General features: G+C 37.1%; 25 protein-coding genes. 7 read left to right on the forward strand and 18 right to left on the reverse strand.

Annotated elements, in window-relative coordinates; genetic code table 11:
• Window positions 1-98: 98 nt before the first annotated feature.
• The 9 genes from DUT69_RS06045 to DUT69_RS06080 form a co-directional block, all read right to left on the reverse strand.
• The gene (locus tag DUT69_RS06045; RefSeq protein WP_113652199.1) at window positions 99-374 is read right to left on the reverse strand and encodes a CPCC family cysteine-rich protein; all 276 of its coding nucleotides are present in this window, start codon (window positions 372-374) and stop codon (window positions 99-101) included.
• Complete coding sequence (locus tag DUT69_RS06050) at window positions 368-937, reverse strand: hypothetical protein (RefSeq protein ID WP_162796193.1); 570 nt, start codon at window positions 935-937, stop codon at window positions 368-370. The genes DUT69_RS06045 and DUT69_RS06050 overlap by 7 nt, the downstream gene beginning before the upstream one ends.
• A 174-nt stretch (window positions 938-1,111) precedes the next feature.
• Complete coding sequence (locus DUT69_RS06055) at window positions 1,112-1,618, reverse strand: hypothetical protein (RefSeq protein ID WP_113652201.1); 507 nt, start codon at window positions 1,616-1,618, stop codon at window positions 1,112-1,114.
• Window positions 1,619-1,785: 167 nt separating this feature from the next.
• Window positions 1,786-2,547: a nucleotidyltransferase domain-containing protein gene (locus DUT69_RS06060; protein WP_113652202.1), complete on the reverse strand. Its 762-nt coding sequence runs from the start codon at window positions 2,545-2,547 to the stop codon at window positions 1,786-1,788.
• 173 nt (window positions 2,548-2,720) lie between these two features.
• A complete protein-coding gene (locus DUT69_RS19535; RefSeq protein ID WP_113652203.1) occupies window positions 2,721-3,395 on the reverse strand; it encodes a DUF6843 domain-containing protein in 675 nt (224 codons plus the stop codon).
• A 176-nt stretch (window positions 3,396-3,571) separates the two neighbouring features.
• Window positions 3,572-4,204 carry an aminoglycoside 6-adenylyltransferase gene (locus tag DUT69_RS06070; RefSeq protein WP_205314215.1) on the reverse strand — a complete coding sequence of 211 codons (633 nt, stop codon included), beginning with the start codon at window positions 4,202-4,204 and terminating at the stop codon, window positions 3,572-3,574.
• A complete protein-coding gene (locus DUT69_RS19350) occupies window positions 4,173-4,427 on the reverse strand; it encodes an aminoglycoside 6-adenylyltransferase (RefSeq protein ID WP_205314216.1) in 255 nt (84 codons plus the stop codon). Before DUT69_RS19350 ends, DUT69_RS06070 begins: the two co-directional genes overlap by 32 nt.
• Window positions 4,428-4,585: 158 nt before the next feature.
• Window positions 4,586-5,281, reverse strand: coding sequence for a hypothetical protein (locus tag DUT69_RS06075; protein WP_113652204.1), 696 nt, complete (start codon window positions 5,279-5,281; stop codon window positions 4,586-4,588).
• 239 nt (window positions 5,282-5,520) lie between these two features.
• On the reverse strand, window positions 5,521-5,874 hold the full coding sequence (locus tag DUT69_RS06080; protein ID WP_113652205.1) for a hypothetical protein: 354 nt from the start codon (window positions 5,872-5,874) through the stop codon (window positions 5,521-5,523).
• A gap of 216 nt (window positions 5,875-6,090) precedes the next feature.
• Here DUT69_RS06080 and DUT69_RS06085 point away from each other — a divergent pair, with 216 nt between their 5' ends.
• Window positions 6,091-6,435, forward strand: a complete 345-nt coding sequence (locus tag DUT69_RS06085; protein ID WP_113652206.1) for a single-stranded DNA-binding protein — start codon at window positions 6,091-6,093, stop codon at window positions 6,433-6,435.
• Window positions 6,436-6,470: 35 nt separating this feature from the next.
• On the opposite strand, the gene DUT69_RS06090 is transcribed toward DUT69_RS06085, so the two are convergent.
• From DUT69_RS06090 to DUT69_RS06100, 3 genes are all read right to left on the reverse strand, one after another.
• On the reverse strand, window positions 6,471-8,519 hold the full coding sequence (locus DUT69_RS06090) for a TonB-dependent receptor (protein WP_113652207.1): 2,049 nt from the start codon (window positions 8,517-8,519) through the stop codon (window positions 6,471-6,473).
• Between the two features lie 450 nt (window positions 8,520-8,969).
• Window positions 8,970-10,292, reverse strand: coding sequence for a PQQ-dependent sugar dehydrogenase (locus DUT69_RS06095; RefSeq protein ID WP_113652208.1), 1,323 nt, complete (start codon window positions 10,290-10,292; stop codon window positions 8,970-8,972).
• A gap of 63 nt (window positions 10,293-10,355) precedes the next feature.
• Entirely contained in the window at window positions 10,356-10,859 is a 504-nt protein-coding gene (locus tag DUT69_RS06100; RefSeq protein WP_113652209.1) for a GNAT family N-acetyltransferase, read from the reverse strand.
• A 687-nt stretch (window positions 10,860-11,546) separates the two neighbouring features.
• Between DUT69_RS06100 and DUT69_RS06105 the strand changes: the two genes are divergently transcribed.
• Window positions 11,547-13,766: an NADP-dependent isocitrate dehydrogenase gene (locus DUT69_RS06105; protein WP_113652540.1), complete on the forward strand. Its 2,220-nt coding sequence runs from the start codon at window positions 11,547-11,549 to the stop codon at window positions 13,764-13,766.
• A gap of 299 nt (window positions 13,767-14,065) precedes the next feature.
• Here the strand turns inward: DUT69_RS06105 and DUT69_RS06115 are convergent, their stop codons facing one another.
• Window positions 14,066-14,578, reverse strand: coding sequence for a hypothetical protein (locus DUT69_RS06115; RefSeq protein WP_162796195.1), 513 nt, complete (start codon window positions 14,576-14,578; stop codon window positions 14,066-14,068).
• Window positions 14,579-14,681: 103 nt separating this feature from the next.
• Window positions 14,682-15,170 (reverse strand): hypothetical protein, encoded by a 489-nt coding sequence (locus tag DUT69_RS06120; protein WP_113652212.1) that lies wholly within the window; start codon window positions 15,168-15,170, stop codon window positions 14,682-14,684.
• 92 nt (window positions 15,171-15,262) lie between these two features.
• On the opposite strand from DUT69_RS06120, the gene DUT69_RS06125 reads away from it, so the two are divergent.
• Window positions 15,263-15,685: a hypothetical protein gene (locus tag DUT69_RS06125; protein WP_113652213.1), complete on the forward strand. Its 423-nt coding sequence runs from the start codon at window positions 15,263-15,265 to the stop codon at window positions 15,683-15,685.
• Window positions 15,686-15,768: 83 nt separating this feature from the next.
• On the opposite strand, the gene DUT69_RS06130 is transcribed toward DUT69_RS06125, so the two are convergent.
• Window positions 15,769-17,619: a DNA polymerase III subunit gamma/tau gene (locus DUT69_RS06130; RefSeq protein ID WP_113652214.1), complete on the reverse strand. Its 1,851-nt coding sequence runs from the start codon at window positions 17,617-17,619 to the stop codon at window positions 15,769-15,771.
• Between the two features lie 270 nt (window positions 17,620-17,889).
• Window positions 17,890-18,762, reverse strand: coding sequence for an AraC family transcriptional regulator (locus DUT69_RS06140; RefSeq protein ID WP_113652216.1), 873 nt, complete (start codon window positions 18,760-18,762; stop codon window positions 17,890-17,892).
• A gap of 175 nt (window positions 18,763-18,937) precedes the next feature.
• Between DUT69_RS06140 and DUT69_RS06145 the strand changes: the two genes are divergently transcribed.
• The 4 genes from DUT69_RS06145 to rplI all read left to right on the forward strand — a co-directional run bounded on the left by DUT69_RS06145 (window position 18,938) and on the right by rplI (window position 21,264).
• Window positions 18,938-19,531 (forward strand): hypothetical protein, encoded by a 594-nt coding sequence (locus DUT69_RS06145; RefSeq protein WP_162796196.1) that lies wholly within the window; start codon window positions 18,938-18,940, stop codon window positions 19,529-19,531.
• Between the two features lie 654 nt (window positions 19,532-20,185).
• Window positions 20,186-20,548, forward strand: a complete 363-nt coding sequence (gene rpsF / locus DUT69_RS06150; RefSeq protein ID WP_113652218.1) for a 30S ribosomal protein S6 — start codon at window positions 20,186-20,188, stop codon at window positions 20,546-20,548.
• Complete coding sequence (gene rpsR / locus DUT69_RS06155) at window positions 20,548-20,811, forward strand: 30S ribosomal protein S18 (RefSeq protein ID WP_113652219.1); 264 nt, start codon at window positions 20,548-20,550, stop codon at window positions 20,809-20,811. The genes rpsF and rpsR overlap by 1 nt, the downstream gene beginning before the upstream one ends.
• 9 nt (window positions 20,812-20,820) lie before the next feature.
• Window positions 20,821-21,264 carry a 50S ribosomal protein L9 gene (rplI, locus tag DUT69_RS06160; protein ID WP_113652220.1) on the forward strand — a complete coding sequence of 148 codons (444 nt, stop codon included), beginning with the start codon at window positions 20,821-20,823 and terminating at the stop codon, window positions 21,262-21,264.
• A gap of 255 nt (window positions 21,265-21,519) precedes the next feature.
• Here rplI and DUT69_RS06165 read toward each other — a convergent pair whose 3' ends face one another.
• Together DUT69_RS06165 and DUT69_RS06170 are read right to left on the reverse strand one after the other, a co-directional pair.
• Entirely contained in the window at window positions 21,520-22,221 is a 702-nt protein-coding gene (locus DUT69_RS06165) for an SDR family oxidoreductase (protein ID WP_113652221.1), read from the reverse strand.
• A 56-nt stretch (window positions 22,222-22,277) separates the two neighbouring features.
• Entirely contained in the window at window positions 22,278-23,096 is an 819-nt protein-coding gene (locus DUT69_RS06170; RefSeq protein WP_113652222.1) for a 3-keto-disaccharide hydrolase, read from the reverse strand.
• Window positions 23,097-23,112: the final 16 nt, after the last annotated feature.

Here is a 23,112-nt window from a genome sequence, read left to right on the forward strand (position 1 = left end):
CACAAATGTTCAGTTTTGCACAAAAGTTCAATCGAAAAGCTGCTGTTGAATTTAGCACTGAACCCGCCATTTTGCCAAACTGCTGTTATGCACCGTTTTTATTCTAATGGGTTCCAATTTTCGTCTCGTTGCTCGTCCTTTGTTGGTTGTCTCACATTTCTAATCATCTCTCGTTCGCAAGCACCAAATTCAATAAAATTCCTTTGTCCTTGTCTTAGTGAAACTCGGTTTGCACCACCTTCATAATTAGGGTCGTTAAGTTGAATTGGGTCGTCTTCCCAAAAACAAACTTGACAAATGTCATATGAGCCATTAGGTTGTTCTCTAAATGTCTTGTAGCCACAACAAGGGCAAGCAAACTTTTCTGTTACCATATTTTCCACCAAGGTTTTTTGTTCTCAAATGAATAGTAACTCCCACCTGTCAAAATTTTGGCGTCAAGGTTATATTTAAACTCAACCCATTCGTCTGCATCGTGCATTGGGTTATACGCAAGTCCTGACACCAAATTATTTTCAACTTTAATTTCAGCCAATCCGTCCCACGAAATTCTTTCCGTGTTCCAACGTGTTCCGTCAGGCTCAATAATAGTCAAGTCTGTTTGGTCTTGCAATAAAAGTCTGTCTTTATTTGCTTTAAAAATATTTGAAAAACCAACTCCAAAAACTTGAATTGGTTTTGTGTCGTTTGGGTTCATTATATAACAAGTTCCACAGGCTATAACCAACAAGTTTTGGGTTTTCTCAAACTCTAATACTTGTTTTAAGTCTGTCCAACCAGGTTGAAAGTTGGCAATCCATTCAGTTCCGTCTGTCTTGTAAAAGCGAACAGGAAATCCCTCGGAATAAAAAGGCTCTCCGTTGTCTGTCACGGGAATGTACATTGGTCCGTATGTCGGCAATGAACTTAATATTTCGTATCGTTTTTCTGTCGTCACTTTGTCTTGTGTAGGGTCGTTCTAAAATGGTGCATAACGTTTCGGGGCTTTGCGATGGTTGAGCAATCGAAGCACAAATCTTCAATTTTGCACAAAAATTGAACCGAAGAACTACCCTTGGACTTTGCAGTTTCGCCCCACTATTGCAAAACCCTTGTTGTACGCAGTTTTTTTTCACATTAAGTCTATTATTCTACCATTTTCAAGTTTAAACGGTCCTTGCAAATTGTTATTCTCTTCAATAGCTTCGTCCATTGCTGTAAAAAAATTGTCCCAATGTTCTTTTAATAAGATCTCATTTTTTGTTTCACAATAATCGCCTTCATCAAAAATTTCAAGATTTGAAAAATAATTTTCAATAACATTTAATAAATCTATAATTTTAATATGAGTTTCAATATTAGAAAATTGAGTTTTACAATATTCTTGAATGTACAAATCTTTATCAAACTCAAAAATTAATGGTTCGGAATTTTCGTGTGGTTGTACTTGAATGCCTTTTGTTGTGCCTACATAATCCCAATCTTCTTCGTTTTTTACCCTTTCTAATTTTTTAAATTCATTTTGGAATTCAAAAAAAGTCCAATTGTGAAACTCAGAATATTCAACCACTCTTTTTATAAGCAAATTGTAATGTTCCTCATCTTTAAGTTTTCCTTCAAAGTGAATTGTTATTCCCATATTTGGCGTGATTTTTTAAAATTGCGGACAACGTTTTTCGGCTTGGCAATGTGGCGGATTTTTAGCACAAAAGTTCAATAGAATTACTGCCGTTGAACCTTGCACAAATGTTTCATAGAAGCACTTCAGTCGCCATATTGCCAAACCGATGTTAGCGGTTCGGGCTTTCATTGTCCGTATATTTTTGTTTTTAAGTTAAAACTATATTCTGTCAAAATACCTTCAAGTTTTTGTCTGTTGTTACTACTTTCAGGTGCTTTGTTTTCAAGTCGTCTTGTAAAGTCGTTAATTGCTTTAAGTATTTTTTGCTTGTCGCTTTCTAAAACTTCTTCTTTTTCTGTTTGTTGTTTTTTTCTTTCCAAACTGTCTTTTGCAATCTTTAAAACTTCATTGTCGTTGTCGAACTGATTAAAAAGGTTGTCAATTAAAAGCTCTGGAATGATTTGTTTTGTTGCAAGCTCAGCCGATAAAAGTCCACGAATACAATAAAACGCAGTCTTGTAAGTAAATTTTTTTCCTGTTTCCATTAAGTTGATGTTTCCTTTCGCAAGCGAAACGTAATGATGAAACAATGCTTTAAAATCAAAATTCTTAATTATGTCTTGCTGAAAGGTTGTCCATTCGGGAAGTTCGTTGAAATAAACAATATTTGCTCTTATCCATTCAAAAACTGTAGGGTTACTTTTCACTAAAAGTCCAAACATTTTGTCAATGTCGTAGGAAACAAAGTCGAAATCACCGTCCATAACTTCAATAATGTCACGGTGTTTTTTGAAGTCGAAATATTGTTTCTTTGATTGAAGATGAAAACCACGAACATCATAATCACTATCAGGACTTGCTATGCCCCAAAGTCGGCTTCCACTCTCAATGTAGAAAAGTGGTTTTTCGTCTACGTTGTTAAATAAATTGTCTATTTGTTCTCTCATTCTGTCTGTTGATGATTGGTTGTTATAGCCTGACCGCTAACGTTTTTGGGCTTTGCGTTCGGGCGGGTTTCGGAGCACAAAGTTTCAAATTATTACTAAAGTTCAATAGAGGCACTAAACTACAAGTTTGCACGTCAGTCCGCCTGACGCAAAACCCGTGTTAGTGGTTGCCATTATTTTTGTCTGCATTGGTTTACGATTGCTGTTGTCAATGAGTCAAATTTTTGTTGGCTCTTAAAATCATTTCTGTCAACGGTGTCATTGTTGTAAATATAAAAGTCCGAAAAGGTTATTTCTTTTTCTACGTAATTTGTTGAATTGGCTTCTATCGTCTGTCCAATTGTGCCCGAACCACCAACTAAAACACACGGTCGTTTTTGAATTCTGTCTTTAAAGTTAAGTATTTGCGATATTTTAGTTCGGTTGCCTAATTCGTCAACCAAATAATAGTCGTAATTAACGTGTCTGTCGAAGTCTTCGTTTAGGATCAATATTCCATTGTCGGGGAAAGTCAATGTGTTTATGCCATCCGTTTTGTCATAATTGCGCCCACAATTTTTTTCATATACAACTCGTAAATTTCCTTCAAAGTTTTTTGGAATTAAAATTGTCTTTGGTGTCGAATAATTGTGAGCATACAAGAATAATAAAGTTGATGGAACGTATAAAATTAATGGGGTTAATGTCGAAAGCAATTTTATGTTAATATTCTGCTTGGAAAGAAAAATAAATATTGTTCCAGCTAAGAATGTCGGTATTCCAAAAGCTAAAAGATAGAAGCTTACAACACAAGCAATAAAGCTAATTGCAACTAAAGTCAGTCCGATATAAAATGCTGTTTGTTTCAACTTGTGTCTATTCGTTGGTATGTCGTTTTATGGTTGCCACTAACGGTTCGGGTATTGCCGCGGTGGGGGAATTTGGAAACCGTCAGCCGAATTTAGTACTAGAGTTTCATAGTAGCACAACTGTTGAAGTCTGCTCGTCAGCCCCCATTGCAGCAATACCTTGTTAGCCGTAGTTTTTATTCGGTTCGTATTTTTCTTATGTACTCCAATGAATTTTTGGCTTCTTCCGAGTTGATTTCTAAGTTTAATCCTTTAGCTAATTTCTCTTGTTGTTTCGTAAATATTTTAGCCATAAGTTCTAAAGAGTTCCAATTGTTTTCGATGTTAGAATCGGAATAAGTTTTTAAAATATTTTCATAAAGAAATTCGGGTATAAACTTTTCAGCAAACTTTCCAGATTTACCAGCAGAAACTTTGAAATTATTTTCATTCCCGATATTCCATTCGATAATTTGCCAAAACATTGGTCTTACTACATTTTCCAACATATCTTTTGCATAAATTAATTCTTCTCGTTTCAAGCCTTTTGCAACATTTGTTATACACCACCAAAATTCATTGCATACTTCAGAAAACTCTCGTTGAGTTGGTTTTGCAATATGATAATGTTTATCAGATGGTTGGGGAATATTTTTAAACAGGTTGTCTTTGTCTAGCAAAACAATGGTTAAACTGTCAATTTTAAAGTTTGTTTGAATCTTTTCATACGGAAACAAGGTTAGGTCAATTCTGTTTTGGTCTTCAAAAATCATTAGAAATCCAAAAGAAAAATGTTCATCATTTACTTCTTTTTCCCAATTCCATTTCATCAGGAAGTTGTTGTAAAATAGGCTTTCCGAATATATTAATCCAGTTTCTGTTAGTTAAAAAATAGTCGAAATCTTTAACGATAAAAACAATGTCAAAGTCTTGATATTTGTCCGGAGTTACGTTAGGATTTGCTCTTGAACCGTTAAGAAGAACAGCTCTGATTCTTTCGTCAGTTTTTGCAAAATTTAGGGTTTTATCTTGGATGTCGTTTTGATTAAGCATTTTTGGTCAAAAATTACGGCTAACGTTTTGGGGCTTTGCGTTCGGGCGGGTTTCGGAGCACAAAAGCCGATATTATTACTAATGTTTAATTGAAAAACTGCTGTTGAATTTTGCACTTCAGCCCGCCTGACGCAAAGCCCTTGTTGGTAGCAGTGCTTTTATGTCGCCCAACTAAATTTATCATTTCTTGTCAAATATGCCTTGTCTATGTCAAGGTCATTGCTAAAAGTGTCAACGATAATGGCTAAAATTTCTTGTCTGTTGATTGTTCCTTTTCTTCGTCTAACAGCAACGTAATTTTCTGTGACGAGTTTTTCTGTCAACTGTCGTACTGTATTAATCTCAAACTCTTTTGCAAAGAATTTATATGCTGTCCAACCAATAGTAATAAAGAACAATAAACCTGTTATAGCAAATTGCCACTTAAAGAAGAAGGTAATAAGCGAAGCCACAATGCCAATAAATATTGTCCAACCAAACCAAGATTTAATGTCCAAGATTTTTAGGGTTATATTTAATTCGTCCTGAAATTCTTTGATTTTTTGTATACGATTATCTTTTGGAAAGATGTCTTGCAATTTGGTGTCTAAGGTTATTGTTTTTGCGTCTATAAGTTGGGTAGATGCAATTGCATTGCGAACTTTATAAAATGCTTGTTGGGTTGTGCAGTCGTCTGAATTGTCTCCTTGAAGTTTGGTTGTAAAAATGTCGCATAGGTCGCCAAATGTTTGGACATTGTAGAAAGCATCTTTCTCAAACTTTAAGCCAAATGACTTTTCAAGTTTTAGAACTACGTCAAAGATGACTTCGTCTTCGTAGTTGTCAAGTTTAGTTATGTCGTTAAGTACTGTCATTGCATTGCTACCAACTTGTGTATAAGTCTGACATTTTCAGACATATCCTTCTTGTTTACTACGGATAGGTCTGGTATCAGTCATCCTAAATATAAATGTATTTAAAAATTATAGATCATCAAAAGGACTTTTAATTTGTACTCTGTTTATTAAATCTACATCCTTTTTAAAATAAATTGCAATTCTGCGCTTACCGTTATGCAATACTGCGGATGCACTCCAAATCTTATTTTCATCCATCACTTTTCCTCCCTTTTTACCAATAAAACATCCTCATTTTCTAATAGAAGATAACCATATTCATAACAAAAAATGTAAGTTGTTCCTTTTTGGGTTTCGTAAGTGTGCGTATGATAGTTGAAATTGAAACCCTTATCTGTTAAAGCGCTCCTCTTAACTTTAGTTTTTCCTGTTGGATTTTTCGACGCTAAAATTTTTCTGTTTCGCTTAAGGATTTGGTCAATTTCTTTAACTACAGCTTGGTCTTTGCCTTTGAGCTTGTTATTGTAATTACTTCTGCACTGGTCGTCACAGAATTTTTTATCTACTCTGCCTCTAAGCAAAGTATTGCAGTCTAAACAGAAATTTTCCATAGCTTACCTCGGTAATTTACGGGATGATTACCTAAACTTACTAAAAATATCGAATAAAAAACGTTAACCAAGTCAGCTGTAGGGTGTATTATCCGTGTATATACGGATATAAGCGTGTAACCTCCGAATAATTTTTTGCCATGTTTGCAACTTTGTCCTGTCGGTAGTCGTGGTGGCTACTGTTCGTTAAAAATTAGAAACTTAAATTTAAAGATCATGGAAAGTGCAATTAACAAAGTAGTATTAAGCGGCTGTGCAGGTGCTGATGCAGAAATTAGAACATTGGCAAACAACCAAAAACTAGCCCGCGTAAGTATGGCCGTTAACGAATATTTTAAAAATGCCATGGGCGAGGAAGTGAAAAAAACGCAATGGTTTTCGTTAACTTTTTGGAACGCAAAGGCGGATGAAGCAATTGAACAGATTAAAAAGGGAACCAGGTTTTCTATTGAAGGTAGATTGCAAACCAACCATTACGAAGCTAAGGATGGTACCAGGCGTTTTAGTACCGAGATTGTTGTTAACGAGTTAAACGTGCCAACCTTAGAAGTTGCAAATTAAATTATGAAAAGCTGTAGCAGAATAAACGAGTTCTGTTACAGCTTTACACTTATCCCGGTGTAGAAATTACGCTTTGCAGCAGGATTAAAATATCGGTTGCCAACGGCGTTTAAGTCGTTGCCTAGGCTGTAACTTTCGTTAAGTAGGTTGTTGATTCCAACGTTAAAACCCAATTGAGTTTTGCCAAGTTTTATCTGGGTAATTCCGGCTTTTAATTCTAACAAATGATATCGCTCTGCAAAAGCCGTATTGGCATCATTAAGCGGAAGCGCCGCAGTAAAATAGTGTTGAGCGTAAAAGTAGATGTTCATTTTAAAGTCTAGATTTATGCCACTGGTTAGCACATGTGCTGGTACGCCACTTAATTTGTTATTGGCAAAATCGCCTTCGGTGCCGTTGAAGTTGCTAAACTTGAAATTGCTGTAGGTATAACTGTTACGTAGCTGAATACCACTTAAAATTCCGGTCGCATCATTGTTTTTTAAGAGCCATAATGCAGTTTGTAATTCTGCACCAAATTGTTTTGTGCCACCTGCATTAATAAAATATTCATTATCGTTAACGTTAAGCCTGCGGACGATGGTTTCTTCCAATCCGAAATAGAAAAGATTTGCATCAACGTAAAATCTTTTATCAGTTGATTCAAATCTCAAACCACCCTCGTAATTCCAGCCAGCTTCTGCATTAAGTTCCGTGTTAATGATATTGTCTGATGGGCGAACCTCGGCAAGGGTAGGAGGAGAGTAACCTTTGGCCACCGATGCTCTGGCAGAGAAATTCTTAGTGATTAAATAGGAAGTTGCCAGTTTGGGCATAAGTTTGGTTTTGAAAGCTCGCTTTTGCTCGGCAATTGCTATAGGGAAATGAGATTGATAACGATAATTATAAAAGTTTAAGCTTGTGCTAATTTCAACTAACCAACGATTGCTGATATCAAAATTTACCTGTAAAAATGCGAATGTTTGGTTTGCCCTCAGGTCATCATCCACCCTTAAAGCAGTTGGTGAACCGCCATTATTTCCAAAATTTTTAAAATCTGTAGCAGTGCTGGCTGTTTCAACTCCTGCTTGCAGCTTACTTTTAAAATCTTCGTTACCTATGGTATAGTCGAAAAAGCTTCTTAGGCCTAAGGTGTTTTCCAAACGTTTTTCGTAGTTGGTAATAAACGGGTTTTTAAAATCTGTATAAGATCCAAAAACCGAAACTACATGTTTTAGTTGTTCATTTAGCTTGTACTGATGGCTTATTCCAGCAAATATGGTTTTGTTATAAATGCCGGCTTGCTGACTAACCGCTCCTGGCAAAGTTGCAGTAGCTGGTCGGGCCGATTTTGGATTTTCGGCAAATTGTTGCGCCGTTAAACCACCAGGGGTTTGATAACCTAAATCGCTATAGAAAACAAAAGCATTTAAGCTACCTCGTTCATTATAATCCCATTGATGTTTGGTTTGAAAGTACATTCTTTCAAGCGCACTATTTTCACGGTAGCCATCACTTCTTTGATAACCTTGCGTTACCGAAAATTTATAGTTTTTATACGCTTGTTGCACCTTTGCCGTTTGGTGAAAAAGACCGTAGCTACCAGCATTTAAGTTTATCTCAGCAAAATTTGTAGCGTTTAACCCAGTGTTTATTAGAATCGCACCGCCGGTATTGGCGCCGAAACTGCTTGCCTGTGGACCCTTATAAATTTCTATATCGCCTATGGCTGCAACGTCTAAAAGATTTGAGTAGGTGTTGCCTCCTGCATCCGTTAAGGGAAACTCATCTATATAAATCTTAACATTTCTAATCCCAAACGGCGATCTTAACAAACTGCCACGTAACGATAAGCGGTAACTTCCAGGCGAACGTTCTTCCATTCTAACGCCCGCAATGTTGTTTATTAAACTTACCATAGAAGCGCTGGGCTGACGAGCAATTAAACTGCTGTCTAAAACGCCAACACTATTTGCCGAACGCAACAATTGTTGCGGATTGTTGTAGCCTTTAACTACAACTTCGTTAAGTTTTTTAACGGTATCTACTTGGGCGTTTGCATAAATTGAAGTAAGCGTTGCTAATAGGGTAAAAAGATATCTCAAGCGTTTATATTTTTAAATGATAAAGGATTTTGGCAAAGGTATTGATTGTTGTTTAACAGTAATAACATATCGTCTTGTTTTCGCTCTTTGCCGCGGGGCGGGGCAAGGTAATTTGTCTTGATGCCAAAGTACCCAAAACATCAAGCTTTTAGTTAGCTCATTAATACTAATAGGAACAGATTAATATCATAAGTAGGAACGATTTTTACTCCCGCCGTTCTTTCTGCCCTGCGCTTTTGAGTAGGAAAACCCCTCCTTTTGTTAGAGAGGAGGGGCTGGCCAACTTATTTTCTTAAGCAATAAATTGTTGTTAAGCGTTATGCTAGCGGATTATGCCCGCCTTGATCTCTGGTTACCTATTCGTCAAGGAAAAGGTTAGAGCCATTTGGCGGTGGCGAGCTAATAGTTTGCAGATCCCTCTAAACTAGGGATGAAAGAATGAAAATCACTCTACTTCGCTGCAACCCTCCAAATCACACCACTAACGTCATCTGCTACTAATAAAGCACCGTCTTGGGTAAGGGCAACACCAACTGGTCGGCCATACACCAAACTCTTATCAGGGTTAGCAATAAAGCCAGTTAAAAAATCTTCTACCTTTCCAGTTGGCTTTCCATCTTTAAAAGGAACAAAAGCAACTTTGTATCCTACCAACTTAGAGCTGTTCCAAGAACCGTGCTGACCGATAAATGCACCGCCTTGATACTTTGCAGGAAATTTGTTAGCCGTGTAAAAAGCCAAACCTAACGAAGCGGTGTGCGAGCCAAGAGGCACATCTGGTACAATAGCTTTTTTAACCAATTCTGGACTTTTACCCGCCATACGCGGATCTTCGTTTTGGCCAAAATAAGAATATGGCCATCCGTAAAAACCACCTTGTTTAACACTTGTAATATAATCCGGAACTAATCCATCTCCCAAACCATCGCGTTCGTTAACGGCTGTCCATAATGCATTGGTTCCTGGCGCCCAAGCCATGCCCACTGGGTTACGTAAACCACTACCATAAATTTTTTCGCCTGTTCCATCCGGATTAACCTCTAAAATGGCAGCTCTTCTAACTTCGTGCTCCATACCGTTTTCGCCAACATTGCTTCCAGAACCTACAGAAATATAGATTTTAGATTTATCAGCATTAACCAGTAAATTTCTAGTCCAATGGTTGTTGTAACCACCGGCCGGAAGTTCTACAATTTTTTTACCCGGTTTGGTAATTTCCGTATCGCCTGGTTGATAAGGGAATTGCCATAAACCGTCGGTATTAGCTACATAAAACGAGTTATTGATAAAAGCAACGCCATAAGGCTGATTTAAACCTGCCAAAAACGTGGTGATTAATTCTGGTTTACCATCTTTATCTGCATCGCGAAGCAATAAAATCGTATTTACGCTTTTGCCAGAAACCTCAGACTTTGCTTTACCGGAAATGGCGTTTGCCGCTTGTTCGGCAACGCTACGCTCTGAGTTAGAGAGCACTACAATTATGTCGCCATTAGGTGCTACAACAATATTTCTCGGGCTTTTCATTTGATCGGCAAACTTGCTAACCACAAAGCCCTCTGGCGCAGTTGGCATCTTGTCTGCTGGCCAAGCAATAACTTTACTAAAATTGTTTTTAGACGATTTTTCGTCTGGCGCTGGTAAATTCAGCTCTTTGCCTGTTGCAGTTTGTACAGTATCGCTCTGCGCCGTTTGCTGGCTGTTTGAGTTGCTGTTGCAGGCAAATAAGAACGCTGAGGCTATAGGAAGGATGAATAGGGAATGTTTTTTCATGATTACTGTTTAAATTAATACATTTTAAACATCAAAAATGATAAGTTGTTTTTGGCTAAGGACTTAAAAAATCAACCTCCAATTATAAAGCTCGTCGTCTTCGCCAACTTTAACAAAATTGTTTTTCTCTAAAATTTTGTAAGAAGCCGGGTTAGATTTCGCCGTTTGCGCAAAAACAGATTTTACAAACTCTTGTCGCTTTGCCCAATCTAAAATGCATGCAATGGCCTCAGTCATATAACCCTTGCCTCTGTAAGCCTCATAGGTTAGGTAGCCTAATTCCACTTCTCCATCAACATCTGGCTCGCCAACGAAACAAATATCGCCTACCATTCGGCTTTCAGACTTTAAAATTATGGCCCACAAGGTAGAGAATAGATGGTTTTTACCGCTGTCGCTGAGGTTTGGTAAGATTGTTTCTTCAATAGATGCTATAATTGCTTGCGTAATGGTTTTTGGTGTTGGGTTTAATTTTAGTTCTCGCTCTAAAGAATTGTCATTCGCCATATATTTAAACAATTGACTGGCAGATAGCGGCTTTAAAATTAGGTTTTTGCTCGAGATCATTTTTAAGATTAGCTAGGTGAAATTTAGGTATTTATAACAGAAAAATTATATTATTAGTTTCTATTATAATCTGAAAACCAAGGTGCAAGAGTTCTTTTGTACCGGCAGTCCCGCCCTCGCTTCAAGTCCTCTCCCGATTTTAATCGGGATGCGGGCTTTCTCGCTAGGGTCGGGTTTAGGTTTTAAGGCAATGCAAATTACTAACAGCACAAGATAGCGTAAAATAGCTCACTCCGTAAACTCGAAAATATCCGCAGGCTTTAGAGAAGTGGTGTTGAGCAAAATGCATATCTCCGTCTTTGGGGCAAGGATGAGGATGCTGCCGTTCCCGATCATTTTCTGCTATGCTATGATTTGAGCAAGGGCTAAAATGACCCATAAGCACAAGCCCTATTTAACTAGCCCCGACATACGCGGAAATACCCCGCCTTGAGCAATGTATTTGGTTGCTTTTTTCAGTGAGTAAGCTTGGGGCACAAGCTTTTTCGGGGATTGTAGCATTGGCGGGATTGGCTTAACCTACAGGTGGCAACCTTTGCGCTTCGAAATAAAATAAGAGCATAAATTTTACTTGTGGCCATCCAAAATAACAAATCAATGTCTTTAAATTCATCTGATTATTTTATCTTTAGCCGATTTAACATTATGGGCGCTTATAAAGGCCTATCAAAAAATAAATACCAAATTATGTCAAATACATCAAAGATTATCTACACCAAAACAGACGAGGCGCCAATGTTGGCTACCTATTCTTTATTACCAATAGTGCAAGCTTTTACCGCATCGGCAGGTATTGATGTAGAAACCAGAGATATTTCGTTGGCAGGAAGAATTTTAGCAAACTTCCCAGAATATTTAAAAGACGATCAGAAAATAGGTGATGCTTTAACAGAGCTTGGTCAACTAGCTACAACGCCAGAGGCAAACATCATTAAACTACCAAACATATCTGCTTCAATTCCGCAATTGGTAGGTGCTATTACAGAATTGCAGGCGCAAGGTTATGCTTTGCCTAACTACCCTGATAATGCGCAAAGCGAAGAAGAAAAAGCCATTAAAGCTAAATACGGTAAAGTATTAGGTTCTGCAGTAAACCCGGTTTTACGCGAAGGTAACTCTGACAGAAGAGCGCCAAAAGCGGTTAAAAATTACGCAAAAGTAAATCCGCATTCAATGCGTGCTTGGTCCGCTGATTCTAAAACGCGTGTGGCTAGTATGAGTGAAGGCGATTTTTACGGATCGGAGAAATCTTTGACCGTTGAAAATGCTACACAATTTAAAATAGAATTTGTTGCTGCGGATGGAGCTGTAACCGAACTTAAAGGTTTGGCTAATTTAAAGGCAGGAGAAGTAATTGATTGTTCGGCTTTAAGCTTATCGGCTTTAAAAGCTTTTGTGGCTAAAGAAATTGTTGCAACCAAAGAGGCTGGAACATTATTATCGGCGCACTTAAAAGCAACGATGATGAAGGTTTCTGATCCGCTTATTTTTGGTGCAATTGTAGAAGTTTACTTTGCAGATGTGTTTGCCAAATACGCAGACCTTTTCAAAGAACTTAACGTGGATACCAGCAACGGTTTAGGCGATGTATACGCCAAGATTGCGGGCAATGCAAAACAAGCTGAAGTTGAAGCAGATTTGGCTGCGGCGATTGCAAATGGTCCGGCTTTGGCTATGGTAAATTCTGATAAGGGTATTACCAACTTACACGTACCTTCTGATGTTATTGTTGATGCTTCTATGCCGGCAATGATCCGTACTTCGGGACAAATGTGGAATAAAGACGGTAAATCTCAAGATACTACGGCTTTAATTCCAGATCGTTGTTACGCTGGTGTTTATACCGCAACTATAGATGATTGTAAAGCAAATGGCGCTTTTGATGTTACTACAATGGGTTCTGTGCCCAACGTTGGATTAATGGCGCAGAAGGCAGAAGAATATGGTTCTCACGATAAAACTTTCCAAGCAAAAGCTAGCGGAACAGTTCGTGTTACAGATGCTGAGGGTAAAGTTTTCTTCGATCAGAAAGTTGAAGCAGGCGATATTTTCCGTATGTGCCAAACTAAAGATGCTCCTATACAGGATTGGGTTAAATTAGCAGTTAACAGAGCTCGTTTATCGGCTACGCCAGCAGTTTTCTGGTTAGATGAAAATAGAGCGCACGATAGTCAAATTATTGCTAAAGTGAAAAAGTACTTAGCTGATCACGATACCACAGGTTTGGATATCAAAATTCTTGCACCGGTTGAGGCAACGAAATATACCTTAGAAAGAATTAGAAAAGGAGAGGATACCATCTCGGTAACAGGTAACGTGTTACGTGATTATTTAACGGATTTATTCCCAATTTTAGAATTAGGTACATCGGCAAAAATGTTATCTATTGTTCCGTTAATGAATGGTGGTGGTTTGTTCGAAACCGGCGCTGGTGGTTCTGCTCCAAAACATATTGAGCAATTTATTGAAGAAGGCTATTTACGCTGGGATTCTTTAGGCGAATTTTTAGCCTTACAAGCTTCTTTAGAGCATTTAGCACAAACGCAAGATAATGCAAAAGCACAGGTTTTGGCAGATGCATTAGATGAAGCAAATGCGCAGTTTTTAGCGAACGATAAATCTCCGGGTAGAAAATTAGGTACAATTGATAACCGTGGTTCTCATTTCTACCTTGCTTTATATTGGGCGCAAGAATTGGCTAAACAAACTAAAGATGCCGACTTAAAAGCCAAGTTTGCTCCATTGGCAAAGGCTTTAAAAGAAAACGATACTAAAATTGCTGAAGAGTTGATTGCTTCGCAAGGCAAGGCACAGGAAATTGGCGGTTACTATCATCCAAACGATGAGTTAGCTGGCAAAGCAATGCGCCCTAGCGAAACTTTAAATCAAGCTTTAGCGAGTTTGTAATATCAATTCCTTTATTGGCGTCCTCGCCAACAAAGGTAAGGCCGTCCCGAAAATATCGGGATGGCTTTTTTATTGAATCAATCTGTAGGGTGGTATCACACCCAATCGATTTGATAATTGATGCTAGTTGCGAAACCACCCAGTAGGCGAAATTGAGCGTATAATTCCCCTCTTTTAGGAGGGTGGTCGCAAACCACGCTACGCCCAACCTCTTGAATAGTTTATGCGCAATACATGTCACCATTTGGAGGGGGTAAAGGGGAGGATTAACATGTCGATTGATTTAGGTAAACACCGTTTTAAAACATAGACTTTGCTTGTGGTAACAAAAAGTGTAGGATGAAAAAGGCAATGGATGCTAAAAGTAAGATGAAGAATAGCGTAAAAGACTTATTCGGCTCTTGGTCTTGATTATATGCATTAAATCTGTCTGCATCTAGTTTGTATACACGTGCAACATCTTCTCCAATTTCCGATTTCTTTATCCATACCGTTATCTCATCTGCACGCTTAAGCAGGAGGTTTATTTTTTCCATGGAATTGTCGTTATTGTGAATTAATTCTATTGGTTGCCATAACTCAAATTTTTGACTATTTCCTATCAACCTAAATCTTAGGATAGCTCTCTTTGAAATATATTCTTGAGAATAACGACTTTTTATTTTTATATCTTCAATAGATACATCAGATATTTCTAGTTTACCATTAAATTTTGACAATGCATTTTCTGGAAATAATAGATTGGTAAATAGTATGTACGCTGCAAACGCTAAAGAAAAAATTCCAAAAATAAATAATCTTGTAATTGCCAAGTTGCATTGTGTTAAGACCTCTAAAATACTGTTTTTAGTCAAGCGACCAAAATTGACGTTAGCAATCTTCAGGCAATCCGTTGGTTACTCACCAACCGAAACCTTAGATCAGTTTCCGGTTTACCAACAAGTAGAAAACAAATCCGCCTACGCCTATTAAGACTAGCATAATAAATGTTTCAGCATTGTCACCAGGTTTCTTTTTAATCTCATAAACAATTTCTCCATCTGCTACAACCTTATAAACCTTGGGTAAGTCTTCATTAGCTTCGCCTTTTCTTATCGATACAGTCACTTCGCTAGCGTCACTCAACGCCTTATTCACGCCGCCAAAAACGTTAAATCCTTGGTGCACTTTATCTATGTCCATTTTAAGATTAAAGAACTTTTTATTTCCCATCAATCTAAATGTAAACACAGCAGTTTCAATAGAATCCTGACTGCTGCTCAACTCTTTTTTTATAATGATGTTTCTATAGTAGGCTTTGCCCGTTATTGCCACCAAATTATCGTTGCCAAATAAAAAGTTGGTAAGTAGCAGATAGCCACCATAAATAACAGCGAATAGAAAAACATTAAAGAGATGTTTCAATTTAAACTAATCTTTTAGTTAAATGTAAATAGAATTTGGTTAAAAACAAATTTTGTAGCCAATGGTTATTCATACTATAAAACGATAAGGCTATGAGTACTGAACCAAACCAAAAACCGCAAGGAGCACACGACAAGCTTCACCCAAGTGATCTTGGCGAAACTAAAGATTTTAACGATTTATCATTTGATAAGGACAAGCAGAGTTACGAGTTCGACGTAAAAGGAGACGATAAGGATTATGATCATCCTATGCCGTACGAAACCGTACCGACTGGTGCAATTGACGACGATTCGACCTACGACGAAGCAAACCCTTACGTAGGCGACGAGTATGCAAGCAATGAAGACAAGGCAAAAGACAAGTTAGAAGAATTGGGTATGCATGTAGATACCACTGGCGAAAGCGTTTTGCTGAGTGCAGAAGACGAAATATTAGCAAGAACAGAAGAAGACGATAGGGACGACCTGGATGAAGAGGGTTATCCGAAAAACGATGCACCTAATGCCGTTTAGGCGTTAGGTGTTTAAAGTTATCGTTTATTAGTTGCCGGTTATCGGTTTTTATCTAAAACCGAAAAGCGATCAATGAAAAACGTCTACGGACTGACGTCTAAATTAAACCTACGTCGCATTTCGTCCAATTGCGGATTTTTATCAAGCAGGTAAGCATATTTATCTGGATTGGTATAAATCCGTTTTTTGTGGGTACTGGTTGTCCGTTTAGATACAATGTCAACTTCGAAATTCCTTAACTCAGATCTAATAAAATTTAATAAGTCAATTTTCTCGGTCTGCAAAGTGCTTTCGAGCGCAAGGTTTTCAACCAAAACGGTAATCTCGTTGCCGTTTAGTATCGGTTCGTGAGAAGTAAGTAAGGTATATAGGTGAATTTTATCGTTGCTATTTGCTTTTTGCGAACAAACAGCCCAAACCTCCAATAATCTTTCTAAAGTAAAAGGTTCTTTTGCATCTCCCGTAATATATTTTGGCTCATCCTCTTCGTTGCCGCTAACAGCACTCTTTAAATCTGTTAAAGATGGAATTAATGATGCAACGTTGTTTTGGCCAAGTGGTTGAATCTTGATAGAGCCAGTGGTAGGTACAGAACCTGGAATGCTTGTAACAGTTGGCGCTTGCGTAGGCAGTGGAATATTTAGCCTATCTGGTAATTCTTCAACTTTAGCTTTTTCGGTGATAGTGGGAGCTTTAACCTCTTTGTTCTGCTCCGCAGATTTTAAACTTTCAACTTCTGTATTTTCAGTTTTTGCAACTGCCGAACCAGTATTAATTAAAGTTTTTTTTTTATCCTGATCTACGTCAGTTGCTGTATTTTGTTGGCTTGCAAGATTAATAACCGAAGGCACATGGCACATTTTTATCAGTGCCAATTCAACTTGTAACCGTTGGTTTTTACTGTTTTTGTAAACTAAATCGCATTGGTTAGCCAAATTTAACGCAGTTAAGATAAAACCTAAATCTGCCACCTTGCTCTGCAATAAGTACTTTTGCTTAATGTTTTCGCTCACTTCCAGCAGTTGCACGGTTTGAGCGTCCTTAGCAACCAATAAATTTCTAAAGTGGCTAGCTAAGCCGTTAATGAAGTTGTTACCATCAAAACCATTATTTAAAATTTCGTTAAACAACAATAAGGTATTGCTAACATCTCCAGCCGTTAAATAATCGGTAAGTTTAAAGTAATAATCGTAATCTAAAATGTTTAAATTATCAATTACAGCTTTATAGGTAACATTCCTATTGGTGTAACTAACAATCTGGTCGAACATAGATAAAGCATCACGCAAACCTCCATCAGCTTTTTGCGCAATAATATGTAAGCCGTCATCTTCAACTGCAATATTTTCTCTAACTGCAATTTTGGTCAAATGGCTCGCTATATCTTCAACCTGTATTCTGTTGAAATCAAAAATCTGACAACGAGAAAGAATGGTTGGTAGAATCTTATGTTTTTCAGTAGTTGCTAAAATAAAAATAGCATAACTAGGCGGTTCCTCTAGCGTTTTTAAAAATGCATTAAATGCACTTTGCGACAACATGTGAACCTCATCTATGATATAGATTTTGTATTTACCAGCTTGTGGCGGGATCCTAACCTGCTCAATTAAACTTCTAATATCGTCAACAGAATTATTCGATGCTGCATCTAATTCGTGGAAGTTAAAAGAGTGGCCAGTTTGGAAAGAAACGCAACTCTCGCAAGTTCCACAGGCTTCCTGTTCTGGTGTTAGGTTGGTACAGTTTATAGTTTTTGCCAAAATACGTGCACAGGTAGTTTTACCCACACCACGCGGTCCGCAAAATAAAAAAGCCTGCGCCAGCTGGTTATTTTTAATGGCATTTTGTAAAGTGCCCGTAATATGCTGTTGCCCAACTACGGTTTCAAACGTAGCCGGACGATATTTACGAGCCGAAACAATAAAATTTTCCATTGGCACGAAAATAGGAAAATTTGTTGAGCTTGGAATGTCGAAAAAAAGGAATGTTGAAAAATTGCCTCTTGGCTATAAAACTTGATTTGTGTTTTTTCGAAAATGTTAGGTTGGCGTTAATCGGCAACTGTAGTCCTGCTGTTCGCTTCAATCTTTTTTGTTGTCTGCCAGAGCTCAGCCTAAAAAACAAAAAAGGATTTTCACTTCCATCAGGTTTATTCAACAAAATTCTGTGCTTGTAGCAAAGTAAATAAACAACTTACAACCAAATTATTTAACAATCGACTTTAATTCCTTTCTGTATTGCAAGGCGCTTTTGCCTGTAAAATCTTTAAACTGTTTATTAAAATGGCTAAAATTTCTAAAGCCACTTTCGTAACTAACGTTTGCAATACTAATTTGCTTCTCGGCTAAAAGCTTAGAAGCATGCACAATTCTGTATTCGTTTACAAAACGCGTAAAGGTTTTTTTGGTAATTTTTTTAAAGTAGCGGCAAAAAGACGGTACGGTCATGCTGGCCATTTCTGCAACATGCTGTAAGTTTATCTCTTCTAAAAAATGGTCCTTTATATAGTTAAAAACCATGTTTATCCTGTCGTTATCCTGTACCTGCATTTCCATAGAAAAACTTTGTGCATTAAGTAAACTATAGTCTGGAGCCTGTTCAAGTTCTTTTAGCACACTTAAAAGCGCCAACAATTTTTCGAAAGACCATAGGTTATTCATTTTTTCTAAGATAGGACCAACAAGTTTCATGGTGTCTTTGCCAAAGGCAATGCCGTATTTTGCTTTTTCAAAGAGGTTAGATATTCCTTGAGTTTCTTTAAGTGATAAAAAATCAGCACCCAAAAAATCAGGTTTCATTTGTATAACTACTTCGTTTTTATTCCCTGTACTACCATCAGTAAAACCGCAATGAGGTAAATTACTGCCAATTAAAATTAAATCGCCATTGGTGTAATAAGAAATGTGGCTACCTATCTGCCTTTTGCCACTGCCACCATTTACAAAAACTAACTCAATTTCTGGGTGGTAGTGCCATAAATGTGCTTTGTTGTTGCTGTTCTCTTGATATTTTGAATAGTAAAATGAACTTCCAAAAGAAGGCTCAACAATTTCAAAGCTGGGTTTAACGTTTTTCATATTTCCTTAACAACAAATTAGCTATATTTTATGCTTAATTAAATATACATGTCTTTAAATTTAAATATACAGGTAATATTGCATAGAAATTAGAAAATATACAATAAAAATCCCTTGGTGGTGATAAGTACTTTTGTGGTGTAAAACAATTTTAATCCTTTCATAAAAATTGGCCATGAAAAATCTTTTTAAAATCACCCTAATTGCTTCATTATTATTAACTAGTGTTTTTGCACAAGCTGCAGAAGTTAACTTTCTACTTAAAGTTAAAGCGGGCAGAGAAAAATCTGTTGTATTTGTTAATGAGAAAACGCAAAGATTAAGTTTAACGGTTTCTGGTGCTAATGAAGGTATTTTGTATCAAAATAGCATGGATGTTTATGCCGGAGCATCAACAACATACGATTTAACTGCTTTTCCTAACGGCGAATATTCTTTTAAATTGGAAACTGCTACAGATTTGACTACTTACAATGTGGTTATTGCAAATGGCAAAGTACAGTTGGGTGAGCCAGTTATAAAAACATTTTTTAAGCCGACCTTGCTTAGCAAAGATGGCTTGGTTACATTAAGTTTAGATGATAAAAACTATGGTGATTTAGCTTTAGAAATTTATAACAGCAATAACGAAAAGCTTTATGAAGATGTTTTTGAAGGAAAAGCTAAGCTGAAAAAGACTTTTAGCATCGATAAAGCAAATGGTAGGGAATTAACTTTTATCGTTAAGTCTGCTGATCAACATTTTACGCAAAAGGTTTCAATATATTAGTTTTAAGCCAATTTTGGTTAAGCCTATCTGTTCCGGATAGGCTTTTTTTATACCTGATTTTTTTTGGCTACCTACTTTTTATACTACCTACTTTTAGGTATTTTTCTTATTGGTTAAAATATTGTTGGGTAGATTAATTAATTTAGTTGCAATATGTTGCTGTTTGTAGATAAAATTAAAGAATTTTTACAACTGATGGCCGGTTTTATGGTATATCTGTATAGATTGTGTAAATAAGAATTTGTTTTAATAATAGGTGTGTTAAGATTAGCTCGTGTTCCCAAAGCATGGGCTTTTTTTTTGGTTTCCCAGTAATCGAGATTTAGGAGAACTTACCGATGGTTTGTGCTTGCTGTAAATTAAACCCGACATACGCGGAAATCCTTTTACCATTCCCCTTTAGGGGATTTAAGGGTAAAAGATTGCAGCATTGGCGGGGCTGGTATTGCCGATTAAAATTGCCACATGTTTTCAAATCACTTGTTTATTAATCAATAACTTATGCAGTTTTTTCTTTCCGACTAATCAACTTTCCGACTTACGGACTACGATTTTATCTTTTTCTTATTAACCCTTTGATTTTAAGAATAATCTCGCTACATTTGCAACCCGTTTTAAACGGATTAATAAATTTAAAAACATTAAATAACAAAGATGAATCAGTACGAAACTGTTATCGTTCTTACCCCGTTGTTATCAGAAGATGTTGCGAAAGAGGCTATTGCTAAATTCACAAGCATTATTACTGATAGCGGAGCCGAAATTATCGCTGAAGATAATTGGGGTTTGAGAAAATTAGCGTATCCGATTGAAAAGAAAGCAAACGGATTTTTCTACCTTACAGAATACAAAGCTGAAGGAGAATTAATTAACAAGTTAGAACTAGCATTAAAACGCGACGAGCGTGTGTTACGTTTCTTAACTGTAAGATTAGATCGCCACGCGATTGCTTACAGCGAGAAAAAACGCAGCGGAGCTTTTAATAAAAAACCTAAGAAAGAGGAGGCTGGAGCATAATGGCAAGAGATCAAATACAATATGTTACTGCTCCAAAAGTGGACGATAACAGAAAAAAATACTGCCGTTTTAGAAAAAATGGTATCAAGTATATCGATTATAAAGACGCGAACTTCTTGTTAAAATTCATCAATGATCAAGGTAAAATTTTACCTCGCCGTTTAACTGGTACTTCATTGAAATTTCAACGTAAAGTTGCTCAAGCAGTAAAACGTGCTCGTCATATCGGTTTATTACCTTTCGTTACTGACCAATTAAAATAAGCGCAGAGAATGGAAATTATTTTAAAACAAGACATCAAATCACTAGGTGAGAAAGATGATATCGTTACGGTAAAGCCAGGTTACGGTCGTAATTACTTAATCCCTCAAGGATTTGGTATTTTGGCTACTACTTCTGCTAAAAAAGTATTGGCAGAAAACTTAAAGCAAGCTGCTTTTAAACAAGATAAAATTAAGAAAGATGCAGAAGGTATTGCTGAGCGTTTAACTGATGTGAAATTAAGCATTGGTGCTAAAGCTGGCGAAACTGGAAAAATCTTTGGAGCTGTAAATACAATTATGATTGCTGATGCTTTAAAAGCTAAAGGCTTTGAAGTTGATCGTCGTCGTATTACTTTCGAAACTGAACCTAAAATGGTTGGCGAATATGTAGCTAACTTAAACTTGCACAAAGAAGTGAAAGTTAAAGTTCCTTTCGAAGTTGTAGCTGAGTAATCAGTTCTTTTAAAAAATAAAAGCCCTTTATGTTTTCATAAAGGGCTTTTTTATTGGTATATAATCTCCAATTCCTGCCTGTCCAACTCATTAACCTAAATCAGTTTTTTTTAATTTGAAGCGCTAGGCAAATGCTACTATTATCGTTCGTCCAGCTTTCCGCTATATCCCCGATAAATCGGGGGATGCCGCTACAATCTGGGCTATTAATCAAAGGCCTGCAAATATTAGCTTCAAAATGCCAACTTAAAATTGCTAACTTCCCGCCGGTGTAGTCGGTCTAATCTCAACCTTACTTGGTAAGGTTCTGGCTGGCATTCTAAGCATATCAACAACAAGCTGACCTAAATCCTCTGGCTGTATTTTCCAGCTATCTTTGTCCTGATCTGGTTCGTGATGGTTAAAATAAGTAGATACAGAACCGGGCATGATGGTACTTACTTTAATGCCATGTTTTCTTAAATCCAACATCACTGCCTGGGTAAAACCAGTTAAGCCAAACTTACTGGCATTATAGGCAGATCCACCCTCGAAAAAGTTGGTTCCTGCTAAACTAGAGATGGTAAAAATATATCCTTTAGATTGTTTTATGGCATTAAGAGAAGCTTTGATACTGTAAAAAACACCTGTTAAATTTGTATCTATGGTTTCGTGCCAAGCATCTAATGTTAGCTCTTCGATACTAGCAAAGCTACCTATGCCGGCATTAGCGATAAGAACATCTATGCGTCCCCATTTTTCGAGCACTAAGTTAATGGCTTCCTCCTGCGACTGATAGTTTTTTACATCAGCTTCAATTGCTAAAACATCGCCGAAGGCAACTAATTTAGATGCCGCCTCATTTGCGCTAGCTATATTTCTACTGGTAATGGCTACACTGTAACCTTCTTTTAATAACGATGCTGCAACGGCATATCCAATACCCTTGCTTCCACCTGTGATAACGGCAACTTTCATATGTATTATTGTTTACATAAAAACGTAGATAGTTAAAAAAAGTTCTCTAAAATTTGCTATCTCCTTTTTAGGTTGCCTTTTTTGTCATATTGGCTAGATAAGTCTTTTATTACAATATTTTTAAAATCTACCGGCTGGCCTTCACTTTGCAAAGCGATAAAACCACTCTTTAGCATTTTGCCGTCAATTTTCATTTTTGGGTCGTAACGGTTGGCAACATCTCCACCGATTTGTGGTTTGCTATATTTTAGCACCGTATCACCGTTAATGATATGCGTGATCAAAGAATCGCCCAAAACGATTAATTCTGCCGTAACCCATTGATCACCATTGTAAGTTTTAGAGTTAGAATTTATACAATGATCTGCCGCAATTTTACCTTGATAAACCACATTAGTGCCCGGCGAACACATATTTCCAGTAGGCCTGCTTTTTCCGTTGCCTAAGCCACCTAAAAACTGCATTTCTATAGATAATGGCCAGTCTTGCTCAACAGGCATGGTTTTAGGATCCTGCGAATGGAACATTACGCCACTGTTGCGTAAGGTATAACTAGGTGCTCCTTTATGTAAATCTCCAACAAAACGGTAATCTAATTTTAAATGATAGTACGAGTAAGGCGTTTTGTAATAGAGATGTCCAAATTGATCGTTAAAATCTCCATATTGGTCGTATCTTACCTTTATAATGCTATCCTCAACCCTAAAAGTATTGCCAAAGTTTACATTGTACGCATGGCGATGAATTTTAACATTCCAGTTTTTTATATCCTTACCATTAAAAAGCGGTTTCCATTCTGGCGCTTTGGTTTTAGGAATTGATGCGCCTAAAATGATAATTGTTGCTGTGGCAAATAAGTAGGGGATGAATCTCATATAATGCTTTGATTTG

The sequence above is a fragment of the Pedobacter namyangjuensis genome (assembly GCF_003313325.1).
Lineage (GTDB): Bacteria > Bacteroidota > Bacteroidia > Sphingobacteriales > Sphingobacteriaceae > Pedobacter > Pedobacter namyangjuensis.

Coding starts and splice junctions, on each gene's coding strand:
- DUT69_RS06045 (WP_113652199.1), bottom strand. CDS start 374: ATGGTAACAGAAAAGTTTGCTTGCCCTTGTTGTGGCTACAAGACATTT.
- DUT69_RS06055 (WP_113652201.1), bottom strand. CDS start 1,618: ATGGGAATAACAATTCACTTTGAAGGAAAACTTAAAGATGAGGAACAT.
- DUT69_RS06060 (WP_113652202.1), bottom strand. CDS start 2,547: ATGAGAGAACAAATAGACAATTTATTTAACAACGTAGACGAAAAACCA.
- DUT69_RS06070 (WP_205314215.1), bottom strand. CDS start 4,204: ATGAAATGGAATTGGGAAAAAGAAGTAAATGATGAACATTTTTCTTTT.
- DUT69_RS19350 (WP_205314216.1), bottom strand. CDS start 4,427: ATGCTTAATCAAAACGACATCCAAGATAAAACCCTAAATTTTGCAAAA.
- DUT69_RS06075 (WP_113652204.1), bottom strand. CDS start 5,281: ATGACAGTACTTAACGACATAACTAAACTTGACAACTACGAAGACGAA.
- DUT69_RS06080 (WP_113652205.1), bottom strand. CDS start 5,874: ATGGAAAATTTCTGTTTAGACTGCAATACTTTGCTTAGAGGCAGAGTA.
- DUT69_RS06085 (WP_113652206.1), top strand. CDS start 6,091: ATGGAAAGTGCAATTAACAAAGTAGTATTAAGCGGCTGTGCAGGTGCT.
- DUT69_RS06095 (WP_113652208.1), bottom strand. CDS start 10,292: ATGAAAAAACATTCCCTATTCATCCTTCCTATAGCCTCAGCGTTCTTA.
- DUT69_RS06100 (WP_113652209.1), bottom strand. CDS start 10,859: ATGATCTCGAGCAAAAACCTAATTTTAAAGCCGCTATCTGCCAGTCAA.
- DUT69_RS06105 (WP_113652540.1), top strand. CDS start 11,547: ATGTCAAATACATCAAAGATTATCTACACCAAAACAGACGAGGCGCCA.
- DUT69_RS06125 (WP_113652213.1), top strand. CDS start 15,263: ATGAGTACTGAACCAAACCAAAAACCGCAAGGAGCACACGACAAGCTT.
- DUT69_RS06130 (WP_113652214.1), bottom strand. CDS start 17,619: ATGGAAAATTTTATTGTTTCGGCTCGTAAATATCGTCCGGCTACGTTT.
- DUT69_RS06140 (WP_113652216.1), bottom strand. CDS start 18,762: ATGAAAAACGTTAAACCCAGCTTTGAAATTGTTGAGCCTTCTTTTGGA.
- DUT69_RS06145 (WP_162796196.1), top strand. CDS start 18,938: ATGAAAAATCTTTTTAAAATCACCCTAATTGCTTCATTATTATTAACT.
- rpsF (WP_113652218.1), top strand. CDS start 20,186: ATGAATCAGTACGAAACTGTTATCGTTCTTACCCCGTTGTTATCAGAA.
- rpsR (WP_113652219.1), top strand. CDS start 20,548: ATGGCAAGAGATCAAATACAATATGTTACTGCTCCAAAAGTGGACGAT.
- rplI (WP_113652220.1), top strand. CDS start 20,821: ATGGAAATTATTTTAAAACAAGACATCAAATCACTAGGTGAGAAAGAT.
- DUT69_RS06165 (WP_113652221.1), bottom strand. CDS start 22,221: ATGAAAGTTGCCGTTATCACAGGTGGAAGCAAGGGTATTGGATATGCC.
- DUT69_RS06170 (WP_113652222.1), bottom strand. CDS start 23,096: ATGAGATTCATCCCCTACTTATTTGCCACAGCAACAATTATCATTTTA.